We start from the raw sequence: 24,482 nt of genomic DNA, 5'->3' as shown, positions 1-24,482 counted from the left end.
CCGCCATGGAGCCGCAAGAGGCGCAGGAGCCGCGCGCGCCGGGCCGCAGACTCGAGCCGCGCTCCGGACCTGAACCGCACCCCGGACCCGAACCGCACCCCGGCGACGCCGCGATCGGCCCGGTTCCGGACGGCCACCGGTATTTCCGGCGTTCGATCCCGCTGGCGCACGCGTTCACCGCTGACGATCCCGCACTGGATCGCGCCTTCGAGCGCGCGCGGGCGATGCTGCGAGCCTGGGGGCCGCAGATCGGGGCCGGGATGACGGTCGAGGTGCCCTCCCCCGACGGCGTGCCGCCAGTACCGCCGGCACCGGCAGTCGGGCTCGAAGGCCGACTGACAGCCCGGGTGGCAGGCGTGGTCCCGCTCCGCGCACCGTTCCGGATCGTGGCCGCCGAGTTCGACCGCGCCGACTGGGCCGGGTACGCCTATGAGACGCTGCCGGGCCATCCGGAACGTGGCCGCGAAGCCTTCTATGTAACGCGCGCGGAAGGACTCGTGGAGTTCACCGTTATGGCGTTCTCACAGCCCGCAGTCTGGTACTCGCGGCTCGGCGGCCCTGTGACCCGCGTCATCCAGAACCGCTATACGAACAAGTATCTGCTGGCGATGGCCGTAAGCCCGCGCTAGTGCCAGGCGCGATTGCGCCGCAGCTGCCGCCTCTTTAGCCCCCGGTTCAGCATCAGCAGCAAGAGCCCCAGCACCGCCGCTCCCCCGCACGCGGCGAGGAGCTTGTTCCGTCGCGACGACAGCAGGCTCGTCTTCTCGGTGTCCGTAGCCTTGGCAGACTTCTGCACTACGTCCGTAGTAGCCGCACTCTTCGGCGAAGGCGTAGGCGACGCACTGCTGCTGGTAGCGGGAGCAGGAGTCGTCGGCGAGGGAGACGGAGCGCTGGCCGGAAGCGCGGCCGCCAGCGGCGCCGCCCCCGAGACCAGCGGGTTGTCCTTCTCTACAGGCGCGCCGGCGCTAAGCGCCGCGAGCGGATTGACGATCCCGTACCCGTACTTGTCGTTCCGCGTCAGCCCTGTAGTGCCACCGGCTTTGGTGGCCGTGGCCAGCAGCGCGCGAATCGTCTGTCCGGCGGTCCAGTCGGGGTGCAAGGCACGAAGCAGCGCCGCGGAAGCCGTCACATAGGCGGTCGCGTTGCTGGTACCGCGCGCGGTCTTCGGCGCGCCGGTGGCGTCCTCCACCGGGATCCCCACGCCGGGTCCCATCAGCGCGACCTGCGGACCGTAGCTGGAGGAGTCCCACCGGGTCCCGGTGGAGTCCACCGCGCCGACCGCCACCACGCCCGGATACGCCGCCGGGGTGATGACCTTGGCCGTCCCTCCGTTGCCCGCGGCGGCGACCACCACGATGTCCGCCGCCTGCGCCGCCTTGACGGCCGCCGCCAGGTCCGCCGTCGGAGCCGTGCCCAGCGACATGTTGATCACCCGCACGTGCTGCCCGGTCGCGTACTTGACGGCGTCGGTGATCTTGGCCGGGTCCTCGCCGGTCTGCTTCTGCATCCGGACCGGGAGGATCTTCGCCTCCGGGGCCAGGCCGCGCAGGCCCTGGCCGCCGCCGGTGCCGGCGATCAGCACGGCCATGGTCGTGCCGTGGCTGTCCGTGTCGGTGTCGATGTGCGCGGTCCCGGTGCTGGTCGAGCCTTCGGAGAAGTCGGCCCCGGAGAGCAGGTTGGCGCGGGTGTCGCCGAGCGGGGAGACCCCGGAGTCGACCAGCCCGACGGTGACGCCGCCGCCCTTGGTGAGCTGCCAGATCTGGTCGGCCTTGAGATAGGTGAGCGGCCACTGCGCCGCCGGCTTGGCCGGGGCTGGATCGTCCGCGCGCGCCGTCGTGGGAAGGATCGCTAAGGAGGCCAGAGCACAGGTAACGAAAATCGACGTCCTACGGCGCGACATGCGCAATAGCATCGCGCCTCTATATCAGATGACGCAAACCTCAGTGATGATCCGATATACGGCTTTGCCGCCACTGGCCAGGGAGCGCGGGCCGTTTATGATGCGGGACATGGCCCGTTACGAATTTCGCTGTCGCGCGTGTGGCGACACCTTCGAGCTGTCGCGTCCAATGTCCGAGGCGTCGGCTCCGGCCACCTGCCCGGCGGGCCACGACGACACCGTCAAGCTGATCTCCGCGGTCGCCGTGAACGTCGGAGGCGGGAACAAGTCCGCCGCAGCATCCGGCAACGCTGGCGGATGCTGCGGCGGCGGCTGCTGCGGATAGCAGCGAGCCGAGCTGCGACGGCCGGTCAGGCCGTCAGCCCTGGTGCGGATACCGGTGGTCGACCGGGGGCACGAAGGTCTCCTTGATGGTGCGCGAGCTCAGCCAGCGCAGCAGGTTCTGAGCCGACCCGGCCTTGTCGTTGGTCCCGGAGGCCCGGCCGCCGCCGAACGGCTGCTGCCCGACCACCGCGCCGGTGGGCTTGTCGTTGACGTAGAAGTTGCCGGCGGCGAAGCGCAGCACGCGGTGCGCTTCCTCGACGGCGGCGCGGTCGGTGGCGAACACCGAGCCGGTGAGCGCATAGGGCGTGGAACTGTCGACCAGCTCCAGCACCTCGCTATAACGGGCGTCGTCATATACGTGCACCGCGAGGATGGGGCCGAAGAACTCCTCGGTGAACACCTCGTGGTGCGGGTCGTCGCCGACCAGGACCGTGGGCTGGACGAAGTAGCCCTGCGCGTCGTCCGCGGTGGCGCCGGCCAGGATCTCCAGCTTGCCCTCGGACCGCACGCGCGCGAACAGGTCACGGTGCTTGGCGAACGCGCGCCGGTCGATGACCGCACCGCCGAAGTGGGAGAAGTCGGTGACGTCGCCGTAGGTGATGGTCTCCGTGACGTCGGCCAACTGCTCCCGGACACCGGACTCCCACAGGGAGCGCGGGACATAGGCGCGGGAAGCCGCGGAGCACTTCTGCCCCTGGTACTCGAAGGCGCCGCGGACGAGCGCGGTGACCAGCGCGGCGGGGTCGGCGCTAGGGTGCGCGACCACGAAGTCCTTGCCGCCGGTCTCGCCGACGATGCGTGGGTAGGAGCGGTACAGGTCAAGGTTCTCCGCGGTCCGCCGCCACAGCGCCTTGAAGGTCCGCGTGGAACCGGTGAAGTGCAGGCCGCCGAAGTCGCGGTCGGCCAGGGCCACCTCGCTGACCGCCAGGCCGTCGCCGGTGACCAGGTTGATGACGCCGGCCGGCAGCCCGGCGGCCTCCAGCAGCTCCAGGGTGAACTGCGCGGCCAGCTGCTGCGTCGGCGAGGGCTTCCAGATCACCGTGTTGCCCATCAGCGCCGGCGCCGTCGGCAGGTTGCCGGCGATGGCGGTGAAGTTGAACGGGGTGATCGCGGTGACGAAGCCGTCCAGCGGCCGGTGGTCGGTGCGGTTCCAGACGCCGGGGGCGTTGGCCGGCGGCTGCTCGGCCAGGATCTGCCGGGCGAAGTGGACGTTGAAGCGCCAGAAGTCGATCAGCTCGCAGGCGCTGTCGATCTCGGCCTGCTGCACCGACTTGGACTGGCCGAGCAGGGTGGCGGCGTTGAGGGTGTCGCGCCACGGGCCGGCCAGCAGGTCGGCGGCCCGCAGGAGGACCGCGGCGCGCTCGTCGAAGGGCAGGGCGCGCCAGGCCGGGGCCGCGGCCTTCGCCGCCACGACGGCGTCCGCGACGTCGGCGGAGGTGGCGTTGGCGGTGTCGCCGAGCACGTGCTTGTGGTTGTGCGGCTGGACGACCTCGACGCGCTCCCCCGCGCCCATGCGGCGGCGTCCGGCGATGGTCATCGGCAGCTCGTGGCGCTCCGCGGCGAGCTCGGCCACGCGGCGCTGGAGCGAGACGGCCTCGGCGCTGCCGGGGGCGTAGGCGCGGACCGGCTCGTTGACCGGGGCCGGGGTGTGGGTGATGGCGTCCATGCGGTGCGGGGGATCCCCTCTGTGGCTTCTTCTGTTACTTCTTGACGAGCGAGTTCAGGAAGAACATGACATTGGCCGGGCGCTCGGCCAGGCGGCGCATGAAGTAGCCGTACCAGTCGTCGCCGAAGGGCACGTAGACGCGCACGGTCTCGCCGCCGGCGACCAGCGCGCGCTGCTCGGTGGCACGGATGCCGTGCAGCATCTGGAACTCGTAGGTGTCGGGCTCGCGGCCGGTCTCGCCGACCAGCTTGTGGGCGATGTCGATCATGCGCTGGTCGTGGCTGCCGATCATCGGGTAGGCCGAGGAGCGCATCAGGGTGCCCATGGCGCGCACGTAGGCCTTGTCGACCTCGTGCTTGTCCTGGTGCGCGACCGAGGCCGGCTCCATGTAGGCGCCCTTGACCAGCCGGACCCGGGAGCCGGCGGTGGCCAGGTCGGTGATGTCGCCCTCGGTGCGGAACAGCATGGCCTGGATCGCCACGCCCACCCAGGGGAACTCGCCGCGCAGGTCGCGGAGGGTGCCGAGGGTGGCGTCGACGGTGGTGTGGTCCTCCATGTCCAGGGTCATCGTGGTGCCGGCGTCACGGGCCGCCTCGGCGATCGCGACGGCGTTCTCCAGCGTGATCTTCGCGGCGTCCTTGGGGAGCTTCTGGCCGAGCGCCGAGAGCTTCACCGAGACCTCGGTGCGGCCGGCGATGCCGAGCTCGGCGAAGCGCTTGAGCATCGCCAGGTAGGCGTCGCGGGTGGCGGCGGCGTCGGAGGCGTCGAGGGTGTCCTCGCCGAGCCGGTCCACGGTGGCGGTCAGGCCCTCCCCGACCAGGTCGGCGAGCACCGCGCTGGCCTGGTCCAGGTTCTCGCCGGCCACGAACCGGTCGACGACGCGGCGGGTGACGGGAACGCCGGTGATCAGGCCGCGCATCCTGCGGCTCCGGGCGGCGGCGAGAAGGGTGCGGCTGGGCATGGGCGGGCCTGGCTTTCGTGGTGACGCACCTGGCGGCGCGCTGGTGGCGGAGTGGTGGCGTACTCCTGTTGGGGCCAACGTAATTCCGGGTTCACCACCCTGGATATGGACGACTGCCACGATCTTCGCCCGATATCGTCATACACTTGTCTGATGGCGACGCTGACGACCGACCACTTCCAGGACCTCGTGGATGGCATCTCCCGCCTGGCCGCCGCTTCAGCGACGCTGGAGGACCGCGACTTCAACCTGGTGGCGTTCGCCTCCCAGTCCGGCGGCCTGGACGTGATCCGCCAGCGCTCGATCCTCCAGCGGCGCTCCTCCCCCGAGGTGCGCGCCTGGTTCGAGGGCTTCGGGATCGCCCGCAGCGACCGTCCGGTGCGTACTCCCGCCGACCCGGAGCACGGAGTGCTGCCCCGCGTCTGTCTGCCCGCGCGGTGGAACGGGGTGACGTACGGATACGTCTGGCTGCTCGAAGGCGGCGAGCCGCTGGACGACGAACTGCTGAACGGCGCGATGCACGAGGCGTCGCGCGCCGGGGCGCTGCTGGCGCAGCAGGCGCGGGTGCGCGAGCGGATGGAGGAGCGCCTCCAGAACCTGCTGTCGCCGGAGCGCGCGGTGGTGGAGGAGGCCGCCGAGGAGATCGCGGCGCTGGGGCTGGTGGAGCGGGACCGGCGGGTGGCGGTGCTGGTGCTGGAGACGGTGCGGCCGGAGGACTGGCAATCTGTGCCGCTCAACCTGTGGCGGCTGCCGCGGTCGGTGCTGGCGGCGGCGGAGACGGATCACATCAGTCTGTTGGTTCCGGAGCCGCATTCGGTCGCGGATATCGCGGACCGCGCGCTGGAACTCTATAGAGAACGGTTGGGGGCTGATGCGCGGGACGGCGTATTGGTCGGGATAGGCGCGCCGCGCGAGGATTTGGCGGAGGCGCGAGCGAGTTGGCGGGAGGCGCGCCTCGCAGTGCGGGTCGGGCGCGCGGTTCCGGCTTTTCGGCCGACGGCGGCGTGGGCGGAGTTGGGGATCTACCGGCTGCTCGCGTGCGGACCGCAGCGGGAGCTTCGGGATGCTGTGGTGGATCCTGCGGTGCGGCGGCTGCTGGAGGAACCGGAGCTGCTTCATACGGCGCAGACGTACTTGGATCACGCGGGGAGTGCGCAGCAGACGGCTGCCGCGTTGAGCATCCATCGGCAGACGCTCTACCACCGGCTGGAGAAGATCGAGCGGGTCACCGGTCTCGATCTGAGTGATGGTCACGACCGGTTGCGGCTGCATCTGGGAGTTTCGCTGGCACCGCTTGTCGGGTAGCGCGCGCTCTAGTTAATAGGAGTACGCGCTACCCGTTCATCTCTCTAAGAGTTCTCTGCTCTCTAAGAGTCCTTGTTCCCTAGGAGTCCTTGTTCCCTAAGCGGTCAGCGAGGGGTCCACGCTCAGGAATCCGAGCAGGTCCTGCCGGCTCACCACGCCGCGCGGCTTGCCCTCCACGAGCACCACCGCGGCGTCCGCCTTCTCCAGCGCGGCGGCCAGCGCCGACACCGGCTCGCCGGAGCCGACCTGCGGCAGCGGCGGGGACATGTGCTGGTCCAGACGGTCCTCCAGCGCGGCCTTCTCGTAGAACAGCGCGCGCAGCAGGTCCCGCTCCACGATCGAGCCGATGACCTCGGCCGCCATCACCGGCGGCTCCTCCTTGACCACGGGCATCTGCGACACGCCGTACTCGCGCAGGGTCTCGATGGCCTCGCCGACGGTCTCGTGCGGGTGCATGTGGACCAGTTCGGGCAGGCCCTGGCCCTTGCGGGCGAAGACCTCGGCGACGGTGGGCTCCTCGGTGGAGGGGTTGAGGAAGCCGTAGTCGGCCATCCAGTCGTCGTTGAAGATCTTGGACAGGTAGCCGCGGCCGGAGTCCGGGAGCAGCACCACGACCACGTCGTCCGGGCCCAGGCGCTCGGCGTACTTCAGGGCCGCCACCACCGCCATGCCGCAGGAGCCGCCGACCAGCAGGCCCTCCTCGCGGGCCAGGCGGCGGGTCATGAGGAAGGAGTCCTTGTCGGAGACGGCGATGATCTCGTCGGCCACCTCGCGGTCGTAGGCGGTCGGCCAGAAGTCCTCGCCGACGCCCTCGACCAGGTAGGGGCGGCCGGAGCCGCCGGAGTAGACCGAGCCCTCGGGGTCGGCGCCGATGACCTTGACCGCGCCGTCGGACACCTCCTTGAGGTAGCGGCCGGTGCCGGAGATGGTGCCGCCGGTGCCGACGCCGGCCACGAAGGCGGTGATCCGGCCGTCGGTCTGGTCCCACAGCTCGGGGCCGGTGGAGTGGTAGTGCGAGGCCGGGTTCTCAGGGTTGGAGTACTGGTCCGGCTTCCAGGCGCCCGGGATCTCGCGGACCAGGCGGTCGGAGACGTTGTAATAGGAGTCCGGGTGCTCCGGGGCGACCGCGTAGGGGCAGACGACGACCTCGGCGCCGTAGGCCCGCAGGACGTTGATCTTGTCGGTGGAGACCTTGTCCGGGCAGACGAAGACGCACTTGTAGCCCTTCTGCTGCGCGACGATCGCCAGGCCCACCCCGGTGTTGCCGGAGGTCGGCTCGACGATGGTGCCGCCGGGGCGCAGCGCGCCGGAGCGCTCGGCGGCCTCGATCATGCGCAGTGCGATGCGGTCCTTGACCGATCCGCCGGGGTTGAAGTACTCGACCTTGGCGAGGACCGTGGCCTGGAGTCCCTTGGTGACGGTGTTCAGCTTCACCAGCGGGGTGTCTCCCACCAGATCGACCATGGACTCGGCGTACTTCATCTGCGACGTCTCCGCTTCCTCTGTAGGACGGCTCTCTACGGTGCACACCAGCCTACGGTGCCGAACCTTCACGCCGTAGCCAACAGCACGCGGGGTAAGGTCGCTGGAACGGCGGTCATACTTCAGTTGAGGCTTGCAGGAGGTGTGCCGACGATGACCGGGCTCGCGAAGCTGAGGGTCGCCAAGCGTGTCGCCGCCGCCGCCGCGCTCAGCGGCGGGGGGATCGGCGTCCTCACGGGCGGCGCCATCGGGCTGATCGTCGCCGAGGCGAAGCTCGCCCGGCGGGCCATCGGCCCGACCAAGGGCGACCCGCCGCGCGCCGACGGCGTGTACGGCGCGTGGTACGCCGTGCCCGGCGTCGAGGTGATCCGCATGGCCGTGCTCGGCGACAGCTCCGCGGCCGGCTACGGCGTGACCGAGTCCGCCCGCACCCCCGGCGCCCTGCTGGCCTCCGGCCTGGCCGAGGCCGCCGGCGCCCCGGTCCGCCTGCACAACGTCGCCAAGGTCGGCGGCCAGTCCTCCGACCTGGGCTGGCAGCTCGAACGCGTGCTGGCGGCCGGCCCCGACGGCCGCAGCCCGCACCTGGCAGTGATCATGATCGGCGCCAACGACGTGACCCACCGCGTCAAGGTCGCCGAATCGGTCCGCTTCCTGGGCGACGCCGTCCGCCGCCTGCGCGCCGCCGGCACCGAAGTGATCGTCGGCACCTGCCCCGACCTGGGCACCATCCGCCCGGTGGCCCAACCCCTGCGCCGCCTGGCCCGCCGCTGGTCCCGCCAACTCGCGGCGGCCCAGACCGTCGAAGTGGTCTCGGCCGGCGGCCGCACCGTGTCCCTGGGCGCCCTCCTCGGCCCGGAATTCGACGCCCGCCCCGAGGACATGTTCGGCCCGGACCGCTTCCACCCCAGCGCCGAGGGCTACGCCACCGCGGCCATGGCCCTCCTGCCCTCCATCGCCGCCGCCGTCGGCCGCTGGCCCGACGCCGAAACCGGCGAACCGGACACCCTGGAACCCGCCCGCGGCGAAGCCCGCATGCCCCTGGCCCGCGCCGCCGTCCTGGCCGCCAAGCACGGCGGCACCGAGGTCGGCCGCGAGGTCGGCGGCGCCGCCCGCGCGGGGTGGAGCATCCTGCGGCACCGGCGGCGCCGGCAGATCACGGAGCCGGCGGAGCCGGTGGAGGTGGTGGAGCCGGTGGAGCCGGTGGAGCCGGTGGAGCCGGTGGAGCCGGTGGAGCCGGTGGAGCCGGTGGAGGTGGAGGGGGCGGGAGCGGCTTCGGGGACTGGGGATGCTTCGGGGGCTGGGGATGGAGCGGGGGCCGGTTCGGGTTCAGGTTCGGGTTCAGGTTCGGGTTCAGGTTCGGGTTCGGGGCTGCCCGGCGGGCATGCGATATCGGTCGGCGCAGAGCGATCGGTCAAGCAGGCGGAGTCGTCGAAGCCGGCGAAGGCTGCCAAGCCCCCGAAGCCGCCCAGGGCGACGGGGACTGCGACGTCGTCACGCGTGGAGGCGGCGGGGGCTTAGTCGGTTCGTGCCGCAGCCTGGCACCTGCGGCAGTGGAACCGATCTCCGCACTTCAGGCCCGTTGGGCCGTCCGGAAAGTCCAGCTGCGGATCGGCTCGCAAACGTCGCACTGCGTCGGCCGTCCTACCGCTCTCGCATGATCGCGTTGTGCCACTCCTGCGAGGACATGGCGACGGCCGCGTCGGCAAGCTGCTGGGCGGACTTGGTCCGCAGCTTCACCCGGCTCGACTCGATCCAGCCGCCGACGTTCTGGTGTCCGGTATCGCGGTATTCGATCGCCTGAAAAAGACATTCGAGCTTGTCGGCATCGTGAGCACACTGGACTTCGAGGCTCTCGCCGTTCTCGTAGTCATGGACCAGGGCGCGGAGCTGCTCCGCCACGGCGGAAGGCACGCCGGCTGTCTGATCCTCAGTGACTTGCTCGTTGCTCGCCGCCTTCAAATACCTGCGCCCGAGGTGCGGAATGTCGCCGACCCGTGTCTCCTGGCTGTCGTGCCAGACCGCAAGGTACGTTGCGCGTGCCGGATCGGCGCCTTCCATGCTCGCGAGGAGTCCGGCAATGATCGCGGTACGGAACGAGTGTTCGGCGATGCTCTCCGGGTCCTTGACGCCGCACAACCACCAGCCGGTCCGCTTGGAGAGCTTGAGAAACCCGGTCTCATAGATCAGCCGGGCGGTGGCGTCGATCTCGGTCTCGTCCACAGCGATGTCCTCACCTGGTGTGCAGCCGAAGCGCGTAACGGACCTCCGCGAGCGCTTGGCGAGCGGTCGGTGACATCCTGCCAGCATCCATGACGAGCCAGGAGCAGGGTTTGGAGGGTTTGAATCCGCTTCCATCGCCGAGTCGAGGAGCAGGACGAGCGAAGGCGTTGCGCCTGACTGCATGAGGGTCGACTTGACCGCCACGAACTGACCCGCTCGGACAGCTGTCTGTGGCCGGCGGCCGGTCTCCCAACCGGCCATCGTGTCGAGCGAGACACCGGGCTGGTCGGAGTTTGGTCTGTATGGCGCGACATCCGGACCCTTCGCTGGTCCGCAACCTGTACCGCTGGTCACTGCGATATCGCAGGGCCCACCAATCGTTTCGTACAGACGGGCGGCGGCCGACCACAGAACGTGATTGTTCGCCGCTGAGCCTGCCCACCCCTGTGGCGAAAGACAGAGCGACGGGCAAGACCGGCGAGATCATGGACTACGAGCCAACCGGCGCCCTGGAACCGCGGACCGTCGTGCTCCGCCCCGAAGGCGGTGGCTTGGAGTGGCGCACCTCGGTCGCGAACCTGATTCCCGGCCACCGCGACCAGAGCGCCCCACCCCACAGCCCCCACGAGACTCCAAAAACCCCTCCACCACAGGTCAAGCAAGTGCCCAGAGCGGGAGTCGAACCCGCAACGCCCGAAGGCCGCGAGGTTTAAGCTCGCTGTGTCTGCCTGTTCCACCATCTGGGCCGGAGGCCCATCCCACGGGGTCACCGGTGCCGGGATGATCCTTCGGGCTTCAGCGTAGCGAGAACTGCTCGCGAACGTGATCGAGTTCCAGCGCTAGTCCGCTGGAGGTCCGGTTCGGGTGCAGGTGGGGCCGGGTGGCGCGGCCCTGGCGGGGGAGGACTTTCACCGGACTCGGGGCCCGTGTTCCGTTGTCGTTCGCGCGGTCCTTCGAGTAGGGGCTCAGGCTTGGGCGGGTGTGCGCGCGCAGCTACAGAGCCCGCGGCTCACACGCCGGGGGCTCTGTGTATCCGGGGTGGGGGAGGTTATCCGAATGCGCGGGCGGCGCGCTTCAGGTCCATCTCGTGGACGATCGCGTTGGCGTAGCCGCGCGGGAGGTCGTGCTCGGCGCGGAGCCAGTTGACGCGCTCCTCGAAGCGGGGTAGCGACGGCCCGGCGTCGGCCAGCTGGAACCAGGTGTCCAGACTGCGGCCGGTGGCGGCGGGGATGCGGGCGAGGAGGTTGCGATGGGTTTCTTCGGAGTGGTGGATCGTCATACGGGCGCCTCCGGTATGGACGTAGGACTACGGTCCGTGAGCGCCAGCGTGCCTGACGGCCGGGCAGCTGGCAAGAGGAACACATCCTGGCGATTCCGTCGCCAGGGAGGTCCGGGCGGACGGTGACGTGCGCCATCGTTCCGACGGCATTCGTCCCCCGTATCCTTCCCGGATGACTTCCAGCACCAAACCGGGGGAAGGCCGCGAAGGCGAAGGCGGCGCGGATCCGTCGTCGCAGGACGCGGTGGCCGCCGAGTTCGCCCGGGAGCTGACCCGGGTCGCGGACGGCTTCCGGCGGCTCCCGCACTCGAAGTTCGCGCTGCGGCTGGAGCCCTACGGCGACCGCGCGCAGGCCGGCTACTGGCTGGCCTCCCAGCTCACTCTGCTGGCCCAGGGCATGGAGCGCTGGGACGATCCCCGCCCCCCTGGCTGGCAGGAGCTGCCGGTGCTGGGCGTCTTCGCGCTCGGCGACCAGCTCACGGTCGTGGGGAACGATCTGTTAGCCGCCTACCGGGATCTCAAGGATCCCGGCGCGACCCTCGTCTGGACCCCCGGCGAGGGCCGCGTACCGGCGGACAAGGCGATGGCGGCCGTGCTGGAAAGCACGACCGCCTTACGCTTGGCGCTTTGACCGCCAGGCTCAGTTGCCAAGCTCAGCTCAGCCGCTCAGCTCGGTTCAGCTCAGCCGCTCCGCCCAGCCAAGTTCCGCTCAGTTCAGCTCAGCTCGCTTCAGCTCAACCGCTCCAAAATCAGCGCCATACCCTGCCCGCCCCCGACGCACATCGTCTCCAGCCCGAACTGCTTGTCGTGCCACTGGAGCGAGTTGATCAGCGTGCTGGTGATCCGGGCCCCGGTCATCCCGAACGGGTGTCCGACGGCGATCGCCCCGCCGTTCACGTTCAGCTTGTCCAGGTCGATCCCCAGGTCCTGGTACGACGGGATGACCTGCGCGGCGAACGCCTCGTTGATCTCCACCAGGTCGATGTCGCCGATCGACATCCCGGCCTTCGCCAGCGCGTTCCGCGTCGCGCCGACCGGGCCGATGCCCATGATCTCCGGCGACATCGCGGTCACGCCGGTGGCCACGATCCGGGCCAGCGGCGTCAGGCCCAGCTCGCGGGCCTTGGTGTCGGACATGATCACCACGGCCGCCGCGCCGTCGTTCAGCGGGCAGCAGTTGCCGGCGGTGACGGTGCCGTCCGGCCGGAAGACCGGCTGCAGCGTCGAGGTCTTCTCGTAGGTCACGCCGGCCCGCGGACCGTCGTCCTTGCTGACCACCGTGCCGTCCGGCAGCGTCACCGGGGTGATGTCCTTCTCCCAGAACCCGTCGGCGATCGCCTTCTCCGCCAGGTTCTGCGACCGCACCCCGAACTCGTCCTGCTCCTGCCGCGAGATGCCCTTGAGCTGCGCCAGGTTCTCGGCGGTCTGCCCCATCGCGATGTAGACGTCCGGCAGCGCGCCGTCCTCGCGCGGGTCGTGCCAGGTCTGGCCGCCGGCGGCGAACACGTTGGTGCGGTTCACCGCGTCGGTGAACAGCGGGTTCTGGGTGTCCGGCAGGCCGTCGGAGGAGCCCTTGACGTAGCGCGAGACGGTCTCGACGCCGGCCGAGACGAACACGTCGCCCTCGCCGGCCTTGATCGCGTGGAACGCCATCCGCGTGGTCTGGAGCGACGACGCGCAGTACCGCGTGATGGTCGCGGCCGGCAGGTGGTCGTAGCCGAGCAGGGTGGCCACGACGCGGCCCATGTTGTAGCCGGACTCCCCGCCCGGCAGGCCGCAGCCCAGGTACATGTCGTCGATGTCGCGCGGGTCCAGGTCCGGGACCTTGTCCAGCGCCGCGCGCACCATCTGCGCGGTCAGGTCGTCGGGCCGGATGGAGGTCATCGACCCCTTGAAGGCGCGGCCAATCGGGGAGCGCGCGGTGGAGACGATCACTGCCTCGGGCATTAGGGTCACTCCTTGCGAAAGGGTCCGGGTCGTCGCCTGCCGGCTTCAGGGCCGCGCGGTCGGCGCCGCATAGGTTGTCCGGGACCAGCGTAGTTCGGAAGCTACCGCTTGGTAATGCCGGGTGTGGGCCAACTCACGCCCGACCGGGCGCCGGCGTCCCGCTCCCCCACCCTACGTCCGCCGACCCGGTTTCCACCTGCGTTCCCCCTCCAGGTGGAAGCTGTGCCATCCCTTGATCCACGGGCCTCTAAATCCGGGCAGCCATGGGCACTACCCGCTTATATGTCTATAAGGGGAGGAAATCACCATGGATGCCAGTGTCTGGATCGTGAACCTCGTGGTGCTGGGCGCGGTCCTGCTCAGCGACCTCGGGTACCGCGAAGTCAGCATCCTGCGGCTGGTCCGGCCGGTGGCCGTGGCGGCGGTGATCGTGCCGTTGTTCGTCAAGCATCCGCAGACCGAGGGCGCGGGCCTGCTGGCCGAGGTCGGCGGCGCGGTGGTCGGCGTGCTGCTCGGCCTGGGCGCGGCGGCCCTGATGGAGTTCGACGACGACCGCCGCACCGGCAAGGTCCACTCCCGCGCCGGCTACGGCTACGCCGCGCTGTGGACCGGCGTCATCGCCGCGCGCCTGACGTTCGCCTACGGCGCGCAGCACTGGTTCCCGGCCCAGATCGGCGGCTGGATGGTGCGGCACCGGGTCACCGTCGACGGCCTCACCGACGCGTTGCTGCTGATGGCGGTGGCGATGCTGCTCGGCCGCACCGGCGCCATGGCCTCGCGTCGGCTGCGCTTGATCCGCGAGAGGATTGGGGCATGGGACCTCTGACGGCGACGCTCCAGGACCGCCGCTACTTCTGGGGTGTCCAGGCGATGCGGGTGTGCGGCCTGGTGGCGCTGTACGCCACCATCGTCGGGTTCCACCCGCAGCCCGGGCTGCACGGCCGGGGCCTGGCGATGACCGTCACGCTGGCGATCGGCGCGGTGGGATGGATCGGGCTGGTCCTGTTCGACCTCGGGAAGCGGCGGCCGCTGGGGCCGCCGCTGGCAGTGATGGCGGCGGCCGGCGGCGTGCTCGGCGCGCTCCAGCCGGCCGGCCCGGCGATCGTCGTGGCGGCGGTGGCGGCCTTCGCCGGCGGCTCGAACCTGCCGCCGCAGACCTCGACCGCGATCGCCGTGCTCGGGATGCTGACGCTGACCGTCAGCGGGCTGATCCTCGGGGCCCCGGCGCTGGCGATCATCGGGTTCGTCGTGATCCTCGGCGCCGCACTCGGCATGGGCATGATCCGCTACGGCATCAGCCAGCGCGCGGACCAGGCCGAACTGCTGCTGGAACAGACGCGTCGGGCCTCGGCGGCCGAGACCGAGGCGGCGGTGCTCGGCGAGCGGACCCGCATCGCGCGGGAGATCCACGACATCCTCGCGCACTCGCTCGGCGCGCTGGCGATGCAGGTCGAGGCCGCGCAGGCGCTGCTGACGCAGGACGAGCCGGACGTCGCCAAAGCGGTGCGGTGCGTGGAGCGGGCCGGACAGCTGACCCGCGAAGGGCTCGCGGAGAGCCGACGCGCCGTGCACGCGCTGCGCGACGACATCGGCCCGCTGCCGGAGATGATCGGATCGATGGTCGAGGCGGACGGCGGCACGATGCGGACCGTCGGCGAGCCGCGCAGACTGCCAGCGGACGCCTCGCTGGCGCTGTACCGGACGGCGCAGGAGGCGGTGACCAACGCCCGCAAGCACGCGCCGGGGTGCGCGGTGGCGGCGGTGCTGCGCTACGAGGCCGGCGCCGTGCGGCTGGAGGCGGCCAACGACCTGCCGGACGCCGGCACCGACCGGCCGCTGACCGCCACCGGCGGCGGCTTCGGGCTCAGCGGGCTGCGGGAGCGGATCGAGCTGGCCGGCGGGACGCTGACCGCCGGGCCGGACGGCGGACGGTGGGTGGTGCGGGCAGTGGTGCCGGGGTGAGCCGGTGCCGGGGTGAGGCCCGAGCCGGCATAAGGCCGGTGCCGCGATTCGAGCCGACCGGCGGGCGGGACTGATACAAGACCCTGAATAAGACCCGGAACACCGCCACCGCCCCGTCCGCGAGCGCGAGCACCCCCGCTTGCGGGACAATCCCCGGGTGACGGACATCCGAGTGCTCATCGCCGACGACCAGGCCGCGGTCCGGGAGGGCCTGGCCCTGCTGCTGGAGACCATGTCCGGGGTGACGGTGGTCGGGCAGGCCGCCGACGGGCTGGAGGCGGCGGCGCTGGCCGCGGAGCTGGCGCCGGACGTGGTGCTGATGGACCTCAACATGCCCCGCGCGGACGGGATCGAGGCGACGTCGCGCGTGCTGGCGCAGAACCCCGAGATCCGCGTGGTCGTCCTCACCACCTACGAGGACGACACCTCGATCGTCGGCGCCCTGCGCGCCGGCGCGCTCGGCTACCTCACCAAGGCCGCGACCCGCGCCGACATCGAGCGCGCGGTGAAGGCGGCCGCCGCCGGCCAGGCGATCCTGGATCCGGCGGTGCAGCGGCAGCTGTTGGCGGCGGCGACCGCGACACCGGCCGCCCCCGCGACCTCCCCCGCACCCGCCCCGGAATCCGAAGCCGCCACCCCGGCCGCCGACGACCTCAGCCCGCGCGAGGCCGACGTCCTGCGCCTGATCGCCGCCGGGCACTCCAACCGCGAGATCGCCAAAAAGCTGTTCGTCGGCGAGGCGACCGTGAAATCGCACATCAACCGCATCTTCACCAAGACCGGCTGCCGCGATCGGGCCCAGGCGGTGCAATACGCCTTCACGCACGGCTACGCGGATCCGAACGCCTAGCGCGAGGTGCCCGGCCACGCCCCCAAGGCCAGCTCGGCAGTGAGCGAGAGCTCTGATTCGGTCGCGCCGTCCCGCGCGCGCTGCGACATCCCCTGGAACACGGCGGCGTAGTACGCGGCCAGCGCGGCGGGGTCGGCGTCGGCCGCCAATTCACCATCCCGCTGACCGGCCCGCAGCCGCTCGGCCATGGCCTCCAGGTTCGCGTTCCGCTGCTCGCGCAACAGGTCCTGGACCTCGGCGTTCGCCGGCGACACGTTGGTGGCGGCGTTGATCGTCATGCAGCCGGCCGGATGCGAGGGGTCGGGAAAGATCCGCGCGGCTTCGCGCAGCATCCGCGCGACCGCGCCGAACGCCGTCGCCTCCTCGCTGAACGCGCGCGCCACGAAGTCGCCGTAGGGCGAGGCCCCGTACGCCGCGAGCGCCTCGCGGAACAGCGTCGGCTTGTCGCCGAACGCCACGTAGAGGCTGCCGGAGCGGATCCCCATCGCCTCTGTCAGATCACTGATGGACGTCGCCTCGTAGCCCCGTTCCCAGAACAGCCTGGTGGCGGCGGCCACCGCGGCTTCGCGGTCGAAGGCGCGCGGCCGCCCCCGGCGGGGCGCGGCGGCGGAGGAAGCGGTCACGGATCCATTGTAGGACGATCGACCAAGAATTGTGCTACGGTCCTGCCGAGCCCAATTATTGGTCGATCACCCAAAAAAGGAGCCGCCATGTCCGGCACGCCCGCCACTTCTCCGGCCACCCCGTTGCAGGGCAAGAACGCACTGGTCACCGGCGGCAGCCGCGGTATCGGCCGGGCCATCGCGGAGCGTCTGGCCCGCGACGGCGCCACCGTCGTCTTCTCGTACGCCCGCGACGAGGCCGCGGCCGCCGAAGTCACCTCCCGGATCACGGCCGCCGGCGGCCAGGCCGTCGCCGTCGAGGCCGAGTTCGGCACCCGCGGCGACGCGGCCCGCCTCTGGGCCGCCTACGACGCGGCCACCGGCCACGCGGGCGTCGACATCGTCGTGAACAACGCGGGCATCGGCCGCAGCTCCGACATCAGCGCCCTGACGGAGGACGAATTCGACGACGTCTTCGCCGTCAACGTCCGCGCGCCGTTCTTCATAGCGCAGGGCACCTTGTCCCGGATCCGCGACCACGGCCGCGTCATCAACATCTCCAGCGGCGCCGGCCGCCTGGCGCTGCCGGAGCTGATCGCCTACGGCGCCACCAAGGCCGCGCTCGACAACCTCACCCTCAACCTGGCCAAGGTCCTGGGCCCGCGCGGCATCACGGTGAACTCGGTGGCGCCGGGCATCGTCGACACCGACGTCAACGCCTCCTGGCTGCGCGGCAACCAGGAGGCGCAGGCGCACGCCGCCTCGCTCGCGGCGCTGGGACGGGTCGGCGAGCCCGAGGACATCGCCGACGTCGTCGCGTTCCTGGCGAGCACCGACGGCCGGTGGGTGACGGGGCGCGTCGTGGACGCGACCGGCGGCGCCGGGCTCTGAGGTCAGGGCCGAGGGCAGGGCCGAGGCCCCGCCCCCACGGCACAGCTACAGCACAGCCACCGCGACGGCGACGACGACGGCCACGCCTACGGCCACATCCGCCAGCCGCCGGGCGACCAGATCGCGTTCGCCGCCGCCTGCAACGCGCTGTTCGGCACGGCCGCGGTGCCGCCGAACACGGCGAGCGTCGAGATCCCGGCGCCGTGGCCGTGCAGCCAGGCCAGCTCGCCCGCCGGCACCGTGGCGCCGTCGCTCAGCAGCATCGGACCGTGCATGAGTCCGACGAACGCGCCGCCGGCCAGGGCGTCGGGGTAGTTGGCGCTGGTGGCCAGGCCGACGGTCGCCGGATGCGGGAACAACGTGGTGTTGGACGCCACCGCCAGCGTGGTGCCGAACCGGTCGGAGCCGCGCAGCGGCGTGACGTGCCCGGCCAGGCTCGGGATCGTGCCCACCGCGGTGGTCGCCTGGCCGCCGACGCTGTAGATCGCGGTCTTCGACGGGTCCAGCCGCCGCAGGTACTCGGCGGTGTTCCCGGGCATCGCCGTGTCCGCGGTCAGCAGCACGACGCCGCCGGCCGGGTCCTGCGCGGCCGCCGACCCGGCGGCCAGCGCGTCGGGGTAGTTCGTCCCGGTGGCGACCAGGACGCTGTGCGGGTGCGAGCTGATCCGCTGGGCGATCCCCAGGGCGGTGTCGAACCGGTCCACCCCGCCGACCCGGTCCACCCGGTAGCCGGCGAGCTGGAGCTGGTCGGCGGTGTGCTGGCTGATGGCGTTGACGCCGCCCAGGACGTAGACCGTCGAGCCCTGCGGCAGGATCCGGCCGAGCTCCTGGCCGACCCGGGGGTCCAGGCTCGCACCGTCGGTCAGCAGCAACGGGCCGTTCTTCTGCGCCGCGAGCGCGTTGCCGGCCAGGGCGTCCGCGTAGCCGTCGGAACGCGCGAGCACGACGACCGAGGCCTTGGGACGGCCGTTGCCGAAGGCGAAGTCCGCCGTGGCGATCGCCGACAGGATGCGGTCCTGCCCGCCGAGCCGGACGGCGGCGTGCGTGCCGGGCGGGACCGGACCGACCGGCGGCGCGACCGGCCCGGGGTCCGGCGGCGCGGTGTAGAGGGGGCCGTTCAGCCAGCTGGCCGCCCCGTCCTGCGGCTGCTTGGTGGTGTTGGGGATCACGTGCGGCGTGCCGCCCGGCGCGGCGGCGACGACGGCCATGCCGGTGTCCCCGCCGTCCGGGCCGCCGACGAACTCCACCTGGGTGCCGTCGGGCGACCAGGCGGGCTGCCGCGAAGCGACGTTCCAGGTGCTCGGGGTCAGCAGCACCGGATTCGTGCCGTCGAGGTCGAACTCGTAGATCCCGCCGACGTAAGGGGAGGAGGGAGACGCCTGCAAAAGGGCGTTCGACACGACATGTCGGCCGTCGGGCGAGACCGCCCCGGCGCTGGCGCCGACGACGGTCCCCTTGAGCGTCTGCGCGACGGGATCGACGACGTAGGTCGTGCCCTGGGAACCCTGGTTGGTCCCGACCGCCATCAGCCCCGAGGCCGACGTCTGCAGGTACCGCGGGTTGCCGGTGACCACCGACGACAGGATCTGGGTCTCCCCGGTGCCGTCGAGCTTTATCGTCCACACTTGGAAGTCCCGAAGGAAGTACAGCGCCGAGCCGTCCGCCGACCAGACGGGCAGCGTTCCCTGCGGCCCCACCGGGTGGGCGTCGGTGCCGTCCGCGTTCGAGACCCAGATCGCGAGGTCCTGGGCGCTCTCGAACGCGACCAGCTTGCCGTCGAAGGAGAACTGCGGGTCCACCGGCGTGACGTTCTTGCCGACGGTGGCCGGCCCGCTGGGCACGACCTCGTGCTGGCCGCTGCCGTCCGGGTTGATCTCCTCCCAGGACCAGCCCCAGGAGTAGGCCAGGACGCCGTTGCTCGGTGGCGCCGCGGCGGCGTGCGCCTGCGACGCGGCCAGGACCCCGGTCCCGGCCAGAGCGCCGAACGTGGTGACGGCGCTGAGCGCGAGCGAGGCCCGGCGGCGGACGGTTCTGGGCAAGAGGTCCTCCTCGACAAGATCTGGTTCGGCCGCGAGCCTAAGGGCCCTGAGGATCCGCTACCAGGTACAAGAGTGTGAGGAGAGATAGTGCGAAGGCTCGGAGAATTGCCGCGAAACCGGTGTATCAGCCCTCTGTGACTCAGGACTTCAGGTACGCCAGCACCGCCAGCACCCGCCGGTTGTCGTCCGAGGACTCCGGCAGCCCCAGCTTGAGGAAGATGTTGGAGGTGTGCTTCGCGATCGCGCGCTCGGTCACCACCAGCCGCTCGGCGATCGCGGCGTTCGACCGGCCCTCGGCCATCAGTCCGAGCACCTCGCGCTCGCGATCGGTCAGCACCGCCAGCGGCTCCTTGCGGACTCCGCGGGCCAGCAGCTTCGAGATCACCTCGGGATCCATGACAGTGCCGCCGGCCGCGACCCGGCGGACCGCGTCGACGAAGCTGTCCGAGTCGAAGACGCGGTCCTTGAGCAGGTAGCCGATCGCGCCCGCGCCGTCGGCCAGCAGCTCGGTGGCGTAGAGCTGCTCCACGTACTGCGACAGCACCAGGACCGGCAGGCCCGGCACGACCTGCCGGGCCTCCAGCACCGCGCGCAGTCCCTCGTCGGTGAACGTCGGGGGCATCCGCACGTCCACCACCGCCACGTCCGGCCGGTGCTCCACCAGCGCCGTGACGAGCGCGGGGCCGTCGGCGACGGCCGCCGCGATCTCGAAGCCGTAGGCCTCCAGCAGGCGGATCATGCCGTCCCGGAGGAGAAAGAGGTCTTCGGCGAGGACGACGCGCACGGCAGCTCCATGGTCACGACGGTCGGACCGCCCTGCGGACTGCTCAGAGCGAGGATCCCGTCGAAGGTAGCAAGCCGGCGCTCGATGCCGCGCAGTCCGCTGCCGCGGGACGCGTCGGCGCCGCCGATCCCGTTGTCGGTGACGGTGATCTTCAACAGGCCGCCGGCCACGCGCATGTCGATCCAGACCCGCGAGGCGTGGGCGTGCTTGGCGGTGTTGGCCAGGGCCTCGCTGACCGCGAAGTACGCGGCCGACTCCAGGGGCGCGTCCTGGCGGCCCGGCACGTCGGCGACCACCTCGACCTCCAGCGCGGAGTCCAGGGCCAGCGCCCGCACCGCGTCGACCAGGCCGCGGTCGGCGAGCACCGGCGGGTGGATGCCGCGGACCAGGTCGCGCAGTTCGGACAGGGCCTTGGCCGAGGAGTCGCGGGCCTCCAGCAGCAGCTTCTGCGCCGCCTCGGGGTTCTTCTCCAGCAGCTGCGAGGCCGCGTTCAGGTGCATGCCCATGGCGACCAGGCGGGCCTGCGCGCCGTCGTGCAGGTCGCGCTCGATCCGGCGCAGCTCGGCGGCCTGGGTGTCCAGGGCGTCGGCGCGGGTGTCGGTCAGGTGCTTGAGGCGGGCCTCGACCTGGGCCGGGGTCGGGGCCAGCAGCAGCCGGGACCAGCGGGCGTGCGCGTTCAGCAGCGCCGGGGCGAAGGCCAGGCCGATGGCGACCTCCAGGACGCCGACCGCGGTCGGGGCCCAGCGCAGCCCCTCGTTGCCGGCGTGCACGTGCACGAAGGTGTACCAGTCGTTGAAGCCGTTGCGGACCAGGACGTCCCAGAACAGCGAGATCCCGAAGCCCCACACGCCGTTCAGCACCAGTGCCAGCGGCAGGATCGCGATGAGCGAGCCGACCAGCGGGTCGACCACGACCCAGGCGCCGTCGCGCCAGAACGCCGGATCGGTGCCGTGGAACCGGATCCGGTGCCAGTAGCCGGCGAAGCCCTCCTCGAAGCGCGGCGGCGCGCGGTACGGATCCGGGATCTCGACCCCCCGCCATTGCCGCACCTTGGTGCGGCGCAGGTCGGCCAGCCAACGCAAGTAGAGCGCCGTCGGCGGGATCGCGAGCAGACCGAGCCCGATGCCGGCCATGCCGACCACCACGCTCAGGAGGACGTAGCCCACCAGCATGGGGAGCATCATCACGAAAAACCAGAACCCGCCCTCGGCGACCGCGTTCAACCGCTTCTTGGTGTTCGTCATGCCCTCAAGTCTTCTCGTCCGCCCACCGGTGGACGATAGGCCTGCACCCCCTCTTGGGGGTGTACCTAAGTACACCCTGATCATGCGACTCAAGGCCAATGACCGCGGGCTGTTTCCCCGCCAGTCTGAATGGCATGTGGACGACCATCATCTCCGGCGCCGTCATCGCCGCCTCGGCTTTGTCGGGCTCCGCGGCGCATTCCGCTCCGGCCGCCCCGGACCTGCCGGGTATCGGTCCGCTCATCGACCGGACCATCTCGGCACAGCTCGCCGCGGACAAGATCCCCGGCGCCGCGGTCGTGGTCGTCGCGGGGGGCAAAACCGTTGTCGCCAAGGGCTACGGCGTCTCCGACGTCGCGGAGCGGACCCCGGTGGACCCGGTGCGCACCGAGTTCTTCACCGGTTCGATCGCGAAGGTGTTCACCGCGACCGCGGTGGCGCAGCTCGTGACGGAAGGGAAGATCGATCCGAAAGCCCCGGTCAACACCTACTTGAAGGACTTCAAGATCCGGGACACCTACCCGGGCCGGCCGGTGACGATCGAGAACCTGATGACGCACACCGCCGGGTTCGACGACGAACCGCTGGGCGTCGCGGTCCGCGATCCGAAGGACGTGCCGAAGCTCGGCCAGTACCTGGCCGACCACGAGCCGTTGCGGGTGCGCGCTCCCGGAACCCTTGCCGCTTATGACAATTACGGCGTCGCCCTGGCCGGGTACGTGGTCGAGTCGGTCTCCGGGGAACCGTTCGCGCAGTACATGCAGGAGCACGTCTTCGGCCCGCTCCAGATGGCCGACTCGACGTTCGCCCAGCCGCATCCGGCCGGGGTCGACGCGAACCTGGCGAAGGGCTACCGCCCCGACGGCGGCGGCCAGACCGCCGAGGCCGGGCAGTACGGGGCGTGGGCGCCGACCGGCGCCGGGACCGTGGCGACCGCGACCGACGTCGCGAAGTTCATGACGGCGCAGCTGAGCGACGACCCGAGCCTGGGCGCCGGGGTCGCCGAGCTGATGCAGAAGCAGCAGTTCACCATGGATCCGCGCCTGCCCGGCATGGCATACCTGTTCGAGGAGCGGCCGCGCGACGGGCAGCAGATCCTGTTCAAGGACGGGGACGTGCCCGGCTTCCACGCGAACCTGGCGCTGCTGCCGAAGCAGGGCATCGGTATATACGTGGTCTACAACGGCGACGGGACCGACGGCACGGCCGCCTGGGACGGCAAAGCCCTGATCAACACCATCGTGGACCAGTACTTCCCGGACGCCGGCGCCGTACCCGTTGTCGGCGCGCCGGTCCCGGGGCCCAAGGCCGGCGCCTACGCCGGCACCTACCGCAGCGACCGCGTCAGCCGGGGTGACGTCACCCGGGTCGCCGGGCTGGTCGGCGCGGTCACCGTCGAGGCGCACGGGGACGGCACGCTGACCACCGACGGGCTGTCGCAGAACCCGCACGCCGCCGCACAGCACTGGTACCCGCTCGGCAACGGCGAGTTCGCCGAGCAGGGCGGCCCGGACCGGCTGATCTTCGACGGCCGCGGGCACCTGGCCACCAGCATCGATCCGACCGTCGCCTACTACCGGCTCGGCTGGTACGCCTCCCCGAGGCTGCACCTGCCGATGCTGTACACCGGCGCCGGGATCCTGGCCGCCGCTCTGCTCGGGTTCCCGGTCCTGGCCCTGGTGCGCCGGTTGCGCGGCCGCGCCGCCCACCCGCGCTGGGCGCGGAACGCCCGCGTGCTGGCCGGTGTCGCCGGCGCCCTCGCCACCACCTTCACCATCGGGTTCCTCGCGATGACCGGCGACGGCAACGCCTTCGACGAAACGGTGCTCCTCGGCTCGTCCTGGCTGACGGCGCTGCTCGTGCTGAACGCCCTGCTGGCGGTCAGCACGATCGGCCTGATCGCCGGGACCGCGGCGGCCTGGCGGCTGAGCTGGTGGCGGCCGGCGGGGCGGATCGCCTATACCCTCACCACGCTGGGCGCCGTGTCCTTCCTGACCGTGGCCTACACCTACAACCTGGTCTGGCCTTGATGCAGAGCCCTGTTATGGTTCGGGGCTCCCGAATCAGGCCGATCAGCCGAGTCGGGTGAATCAGGTGAATCCGGCGAATCAGGCTTCGAGCACCGTCAGGTCCAGCTCGGCCAGCCGCTCCGGATCGGCCAGGATGTCGATCTGCTTGATCCGGCCGTCCACCACGGTGAAGCCCATGACGGCCATCGGCAGGCCGTCGACGACCGTCACCCGCCCCGGCGCTCCGTTGACGAGCGCCGGCCGCGCGTGGGCCGCGAACTGCGCGAACAGCAGTGCCTGGCGGGCCACCGCCTCGGCGCCGCGCACCAGCTTCGGGCCGGCCGGCAGGCTGCCGTAGTCGGCGCGCAGCACCACGTCGGGGTCGAGCACCGCGACCAGCGCCGCGAAGTCGCCGGAGCGGGAGGCGGCGGAGAAGGCCCGCACGACTTCCTTCTGCCGTCCCAAGTCCGGATCCGGCACGGCTTCGGCGCCCTGCACGCGGCGCCGGGCGCGGCTGGCGAGTTGGCGGGCGGCAGCCGGGGTCTTGTCGACGATCGGGGCGATCTCCTCGAACGGGACGGCGAACATGTCGTGCAGCACGAAGGCCAGACGCTCGGCCGGTTGCAGCGTCTCCAGGACGACGAGCAGGGCCAGGCCGACGGCGTCGGCGAGCAGCGCCTCGTGCTCGGGGTCCAGGCCGGCCTCCGGCGAGACGATCGGCTCCGGGATGTGGACCGACTCCAGCGAGGCCTCGCGGCCGCGGGTCTTCAGCATCGTGAGCGACACCCGCGCGACCACGGTGGTCAGCCAGCCGGTGAGGTTGTCGATGCCGTCGACGCGCTCGGAGTCCTGGCGGCTGAGGCGCAGCCACGACTCCTGCACCGCGTCGTCGGCCTCGGTGAGCGAGCCGAGCATCCGGAAGGCGACCGCGCGCAGGTGCCGCCGGTTCTCCTCGAAGCGGTCGGCGAGCCATTCGGTGTTGATCATCGCGGTCGTCCCGTCCCCTGTGTTCGCTGC

At 71.3% G+C, this 24,482-nt stretch carries 22 protein-coding genes and 1 tRNA gene; 10 read left to right on the top strand and 13 right to left on the bottom strand.

All coding sequences use genetic code 11. The annotated features are described in order from the left end of the window. Positions 1-5: 5 nt before the first annotated feature. Complete coding sequence (locus ABD481_RS38695; RefSeq protein ID WP_344670855.1) at positions 6-629, top strand: DUF1990 domain-containing protein; 624 nt, start codon at positions 6-8, stop codon at positions 627-629. Here the strand turns inward: ABD481_RS38695 and ABD481_RS38690 are convergent. Beyond that, entirely contained in the window at positions 626-1,900 is a 1,275-nt protein-coding gene (locus ABD481_RS38690; protein WP_344670854.1) for a S8 family serine peptidase, read from the bottom strand. The two genes, ABD481_RS38695 and ABD481_RS38690, sit on opposite strands and share 4 nt — an antisense overlap. Positions 1,901-2,009: 109 nt before the next feature. On the opposite strand from ABD481_RS38690, the gene ABD481_RS38685 reads away from it, so the two are divergent. Next, positions 2,010-2,225 (top strand): FmdB family zinc ribbon protein, encoded by a 216-nt coding sequence (locus tag ABD481_RS38685; RefSeq protein ID WP_344670853.1) that lies wholly within the window; start codon positions 2,010-2,012, stop codon positions 2,223-2,225. Positions 2,226-2,258: 33 nt separating this feature from the next. Here ABD481_RS38685 and pruA read toward each other — a convergent pair whose 3' ends face one another. Together pruA and ABD481_RS38675 are read right to left on the bottom strand one after the other, a co-directional pair. Continuing rightward, positions 2,259-3,890: an L-glutamate gamma-semialdehyde dehydrogenase gene (gene pruA, locus ABD481_RS38680; protein WP_344670852.1), complete on the bottom strand. Its 1,632-nt coding sequence runs from the start codon at positions 3,888-3,890 to the stop codon at positions 2,259-2,261. Between the two features lie 34 nt (positions 3,891-3,924). Then, positions 3,925-4,851, bottom strand: coding sequence for a proline dehydrogenase family protein (locus ABD481_RS38675; RefSeq protein ID WP_344670851.1), 927 nt, complete (start codon positions 4,849-4,851; stop codon positions 3,925-3,927). Between the two features lie 153 nt (positions 4,852-5,004). On the opposite strand from ABD481_RS38675, the gene ABD481_RS38670 reads away from it, so the two are divergent. Next, entirely contained in the window at positions 5,005-6,156 is a 1,152-nt protein-coding gene (locus ABD481_RS38670; protein ID WP_344670850.1) for a PucR family transcriptional regulator, read from the top strand. 96 nt (positions 6,157-6,252) lie between these two features. On the opposite strand, the gene ABD481_RS38665 is transcribed toward ABD481_RS38670, so the two are convergent. Further along, positions 6,253-7,638, bottom strand: a complete 1,386-nt coding sequence (locus tag ABD481_RS38665) for a cystathionine beta-synthase (RefSeq protein WP_344670876.1) — start codon at positions 7,636-7,638, stop codon at positions 6,253-6,255. A 153-nt stretch (positions 7,639-7,791) separates the two neighbouring features. Between ABD481_RS38665 and ABD481_RS38660 the strand changes: the two genes are divergently transcribed. Continuing rightward, a complete protein-coding gene (locus ABD481_RS38660; RefSeq protein ID WP_344670849.1) occupies positions 7,792-9,156 on the top strand; it encodes an SGNH/GDSL hydrolase family protein in 1,365 nt (454 codons plus the stop codon). Between the two features lie 123 nt (positions 9,157-9,279). Here the strand turns inward: ABD481_RS38660 and ABD481_RS38655 are convergent, their stop codons facing one another. The 3 genes from ABD481_RS38655 to ABD481_RS38645 all read right to left on the bottom strand — a co-directional run bounded on the left by ABD481_RS38655 (position 9,280) and on the right by ABD481_RS38645 (position 11,137). Then, positions 9,280-9,858 carry an HD domain-containing protein gene (locus tag ABD481_RS38655; RefSeq protein ID WP_344670848.1) on the bottom strand — a complete coding sequence of 193 codons (579 nt, stop codon included), beginning with the start codon at positions 9,856-9,858 and terminating at the stop codon, positions 9,280-9,282. A 663-nt stretch (positions 9,859-10,521) separates the two neighbouring features. After that, positions 10,522-10,604, bottom strand: a tRNA-Leu gene (locus ABD481_RS38650). Positions 10,605-10,906: 302 nt separating this feature from the next. Then, positions 10,907-11,137 carry a DUF4287 domain-containing protein gene (locus ABD481_RS38645; RefSeq protein WP_344670847.1) on the bottom strand — a complete coding sequence of 77 codons (231 nt, stop codon included), beginning with the start codon at positions 11,135-11,137 and terminating at the stop codon, positions 10,907-10,909. 172 nt (positions 11,138-11,309) lie between these two features. Between ABD481_RS38645 and ABD481_RS38640 the strand changes: the two genes are divergently transcribed. Beyond that, on the top strand, positions 11,310-11,768 hold the full coding sequence (locus ABD481_RS38640) for a hypothetical protein (RefSeq protein ID WP_344670846.1): 459 nt from the start codon (positions 11,310-11,312) through the stop codon (positions 11,766-11,768). Positions 11,769-11,866: 98 nt separating this feature from the next. On the opposite strand, the gene ABD481_RS38635 is transcribed toward ABD481_RS38640, so the two are convergent. Beyond that, positions 11,867-13,084: an acetyl-CoA C-acetyltransferase gene (locus tag ABD481_RS38635; RefSeq protein WP_344670845.1), complete on the bottom strand. Its 1,218-nt coding sequence runs from the start codon at positions 13,082-13,084 to the stop codon at positions 11,867-11,869. A 307-nt stretch (positions 13,085-13,391) separates the two neighbouring features. Here ABD481_RS38635 and ABD481_RS38630 point away from each other — a divergent pair, with 307 nt between their 5' ends. The 3 genes from ABD481_RS38630 to ABD481_RS38620 all read left to right on the top strand — a co-directional run bounded on the left by ABD481_RS38630 (position 13,392) and on the right by ABD481_RS38620 (position 15,896). Then, on the top strand, positions 13,392-13,910 hold the full coding sequence (locus ABD481_RS38630; RefSeq protein ID WP_344670844.1) for a hypothetical protein: 519 nt from the start codon (positions 13,392-13,394) through the stop codon (positions 13,908-13,910). Continuing rightward, positions 13,898-15,046 (top strand): sensor histidine kinase, encoded by a 1,149-nt coding sequence (locus ABD481_RS38625; RefSeq protein WP_344670843.1) that lies wholly within the window; start codon positions 13,898-13,900, stop codon positions 15,044-15,046. Before ABD481_RS38630 ends, ABD481_RS38625 begins: the two co-directional genes overlap by 13 nt. 157 nt (positions 15,047-15,203) lie before the next feature. After that, positions 15,204-15,896 carry a response regulator transcription factor gene (locus ABD481_RS38620; protein ID WP_344670842.1) on the top strand — a complete coding sequence of 231 codons (693 nt, stop codon included), beginning with the start codon at positions 15,204-15,206 and terminating at the stop codon, positions 15,894-15,896. On the opposite strand, the gene ABD481_RS38615 is transcribed toward ABD481_RS38620, so the two are convergent. Further along, complete coding sequence (locus ABD481_RS38615) at positions 15,893-16,519, bottom strand: TetR/AcrR family transcriptional regulator (protein WP_344670841.1); 627 nt, start codon at positions 16,517-16,519, stop codon at positions 15,893-15,895. The genes ABD481_RS38620 and ABD481_RS38615 overlap by 4 nt on opposite strands. Positions 16,520-16,606: 87 nt before the next feature. Here ABD481_RS38615 and ABD481_RS38610 point away from each other — a divergent pair, with 87 nt between their 5' ends. Further along, complete coding sequence (locus ABD481_RS38610) at positions 16,607-17,389, top strand: SDR family NAD(P)-dependent oxidoreductase (RefSeq protein WP_344670840.1); 783 nt, start codon at positions 16,607-16,609, stop codon at positions 17,387-17,389. Positions 17,390-17,475: 86 nt separating this feature from the next. On the opposite strand, the gene ABD481_RS38605 is transcribed toward ABD481_RS38610, so the two are convergent. The 3 genes from ABD481_RS38605 to ABD481_RS38595 form a co-directional block, all read right to left on the bottom strand. Beyond that, the gene (locus ABD481_RS38605; protein ID WP_344670839.1) at positions 17,476-19,428 is read right to left on the bottom strand and encodes a cell wall-binding repeat-containing protein; all 1,953 of its coding nucleotides are present in this window, start codon (positions 19,426-19,428) and stop codon (positions 17,476-17,478) included. A gap of 139 nt (positions 19,429-19,567) precedes the next feature. Then, positions 19,568-20,212 (bottom strand): response regulator, encoded by a 645-nt coding sequence (locus tag ABD481_RS38600; protein WP_344670838.1) that lies wholly within the window; start codon positions 20,210-20,212, stop codon positions 19,568-19,570. Continuing rightward, the gene (locus tag ABD481_RS38595; protein WP_344670837.1) at positions 20,164-21,456 is read right to left on the bottom strand and encodes a sensor histidine kinase; all 1,293 of its coding nucleotides are present in this window, start codon (positions 21,454-21,456) and stop codon (positions 20,164-20,166) included. Before ABD481_RS38595 ends, ABD481_RS38600 begins: the two co-directional genes overlap by 49 nt. 134 nt (positions 21,457-21,590) lie before the next feature. Between ABD481_RS38595 and ABD481_RS38590 the strand changes: the two genes are divergently transcribed. Beyond that, complete coding sequence (locus ABD481_RS38590; protein ID WP_344670836.1) at positions 21,591-23,486, top strand: serine hydrolase domain-containing protein; 1,896 nt, start codon at positions 21,591-21,593, stop codon at positions 23,484-23,486. Positions 23,487-23,564: 78 nt separating this feature from the next. Here ABD481_RS38590 and ABD481_RS38585 read toward each other — a convergent pair whose 3' ends face one another. After that, entirely contained in the window at positions 23,565-24,452 is an 888-nt protein-coding gene (locus ABD481_RS38585) for a sigma-70 family RNA polymerase sigma factor (RefSeq protein WP_344670835.1), read from the bottom strand. Between the last annotated feature and the right edge of the window lie 30 nt (positions 24,453-24,482).

Source organism: Catenulispora yoronensis (assembly GCF_039531695.1).
GTDB lineage: Bacteria > Actinomycetota > Actinomycetes > Streptomycetales > Catenulisporaceae > Catenulispora > Catenulispora yoronensis.
Note: the sequence above shows the minus strand (reverse complement) of the source record. Positions and strands in the feature narration are given on the sequence as shown.

What these genes read in the sequence shown, in the direction of transcription:
- ABD481_RS38695 (WP_344670855.1), top strand. Translation starts at nt 6, where the DNA reads ATGGAGCCGCAAGAGGCGCAGGAGCCGCGCGCGCCGGGCCGCAGACTC.
- ABD481_RS38690 (WP_344670854.1), bottom strand. Translation starts at nt 1,900, where the DNA reads ATGTCGCGCCGTAGGACGTCGATTTTCGTTACCTGTGCTCTGGCCTCC.
- ABD481_RS38685 (WP_344670853.1), top strand. Translation starts at nt 2,010, where the DNA reads ATGGCCCGTTACGAATTTCGCTGTCGCGCGTGTGGCGACACCTTCGAG.
- pruA (WP_344670852.1), bottom strand. Translation starts at nt 3,890, where the DNA reads ATGGACGCCATCACCCACACCCCGGCCCCGGTCAACGAGCCGGTCCGC.
- ABD481_RS38675 (WP_344670851.1), bottom strand. Translation starts at nt 4,851, where the DNA reads ATGCCCAGCCGCACCCTTCTCGCCGCCGCCCGGAGCCGCAGGATGCGC.
- ABD481_RS38670 (WP_344670850.1), top strand. Translation starts at nt 5,005, where the DNA reads ATGGCGACGCTGACGACCGACCACTTCCAGGACCTCGTGGATGGCATC.
- ABD481_RS38665 (WP_344670876.1), bottom strand. Translation starts at nt 7,638, where the DNA reads ATGAAGTACGCCGAGTCCATGGTCGATCTGGTGGGAGACACCCCGCTG.
- ABD481_RS38660 (WP_344670849.1), top strand. Translation starts at nt 7,792, where the DNA reads ATGACCGGGCTCGCGAAGCTGAGGGTCGCCAAGCGTGTCGCCGCCGCC.
- ABD481_RS38645 (WP_344670847.1), bottom strand. Translation starts at nt 11,137, where the DNA reads ATGACGATCCACCACTCCGAAGAAACCCATCGCAACCTCCTCGCCCGC.
- ABD481_RS38640 (WP_344670846.1), top strand. Translation starts at nt 11,310, where the DNA reads ATGACTTCCAGCACCAAACCGGGGGAAGGCCGCGAAGGCGAAGGCGGC.
- ABD481_RS38635 (WP_344670845.1), bottom strand. Translation starts at nt 13,084, where the DNA reads ATGCCCGAGGCAGTGATCGTCTCCACCGCGCGCTCCCCGATTGGCCGC.
- ABD481_RS38630 (WP_344670844.1), top strand. Translation starts at nt 13,392, where the DNA reads ATGGATGCCAGTGTCTGGATCGTGAACCTCGTGGTGCTGGGCGCGGTC.
- ABD481_RS38625 (WP_344670843.1), top strand. Translation starts at nt 13,898, where the DNA reads ATGGGACCTCTGACGGCGACGCTCCAGGACCGCCGCTACTTCTGGGGT.
- ABD481_RS38610 (WP_344670840.1), top strand. Translation starts at nt 16,607, where the DNA reads ATGTCCGGCACGCCCGCCACTTCTCCGGCCACCCCGTTGCAGGGCAAG.
- ABD481_RS38595 (WP_344670837.1), bottom strand. Translation starts at nt 21,456, where the DNA reads ATGACGAACACCAAGAAGCGGTTGAACGCGGTCGCCGAGGGCGGGTTC.
- ABD481_RS38590 (WP_344670836.1), top strand. Translation starts at nt 21,591, where the DNA reads ATGTGGACGACCATCATCTCCGGCGCCGTCATCGCCGCCTCGGCTTTG.
- ABD481_RS38585 (WP_344670835.1), bottom strand. Translation starts at nt 24,452, where the DNA reads ATGATCAACACCGAATGGCTCGCCGACCGCTTCGAGGAGAACCGGCGG.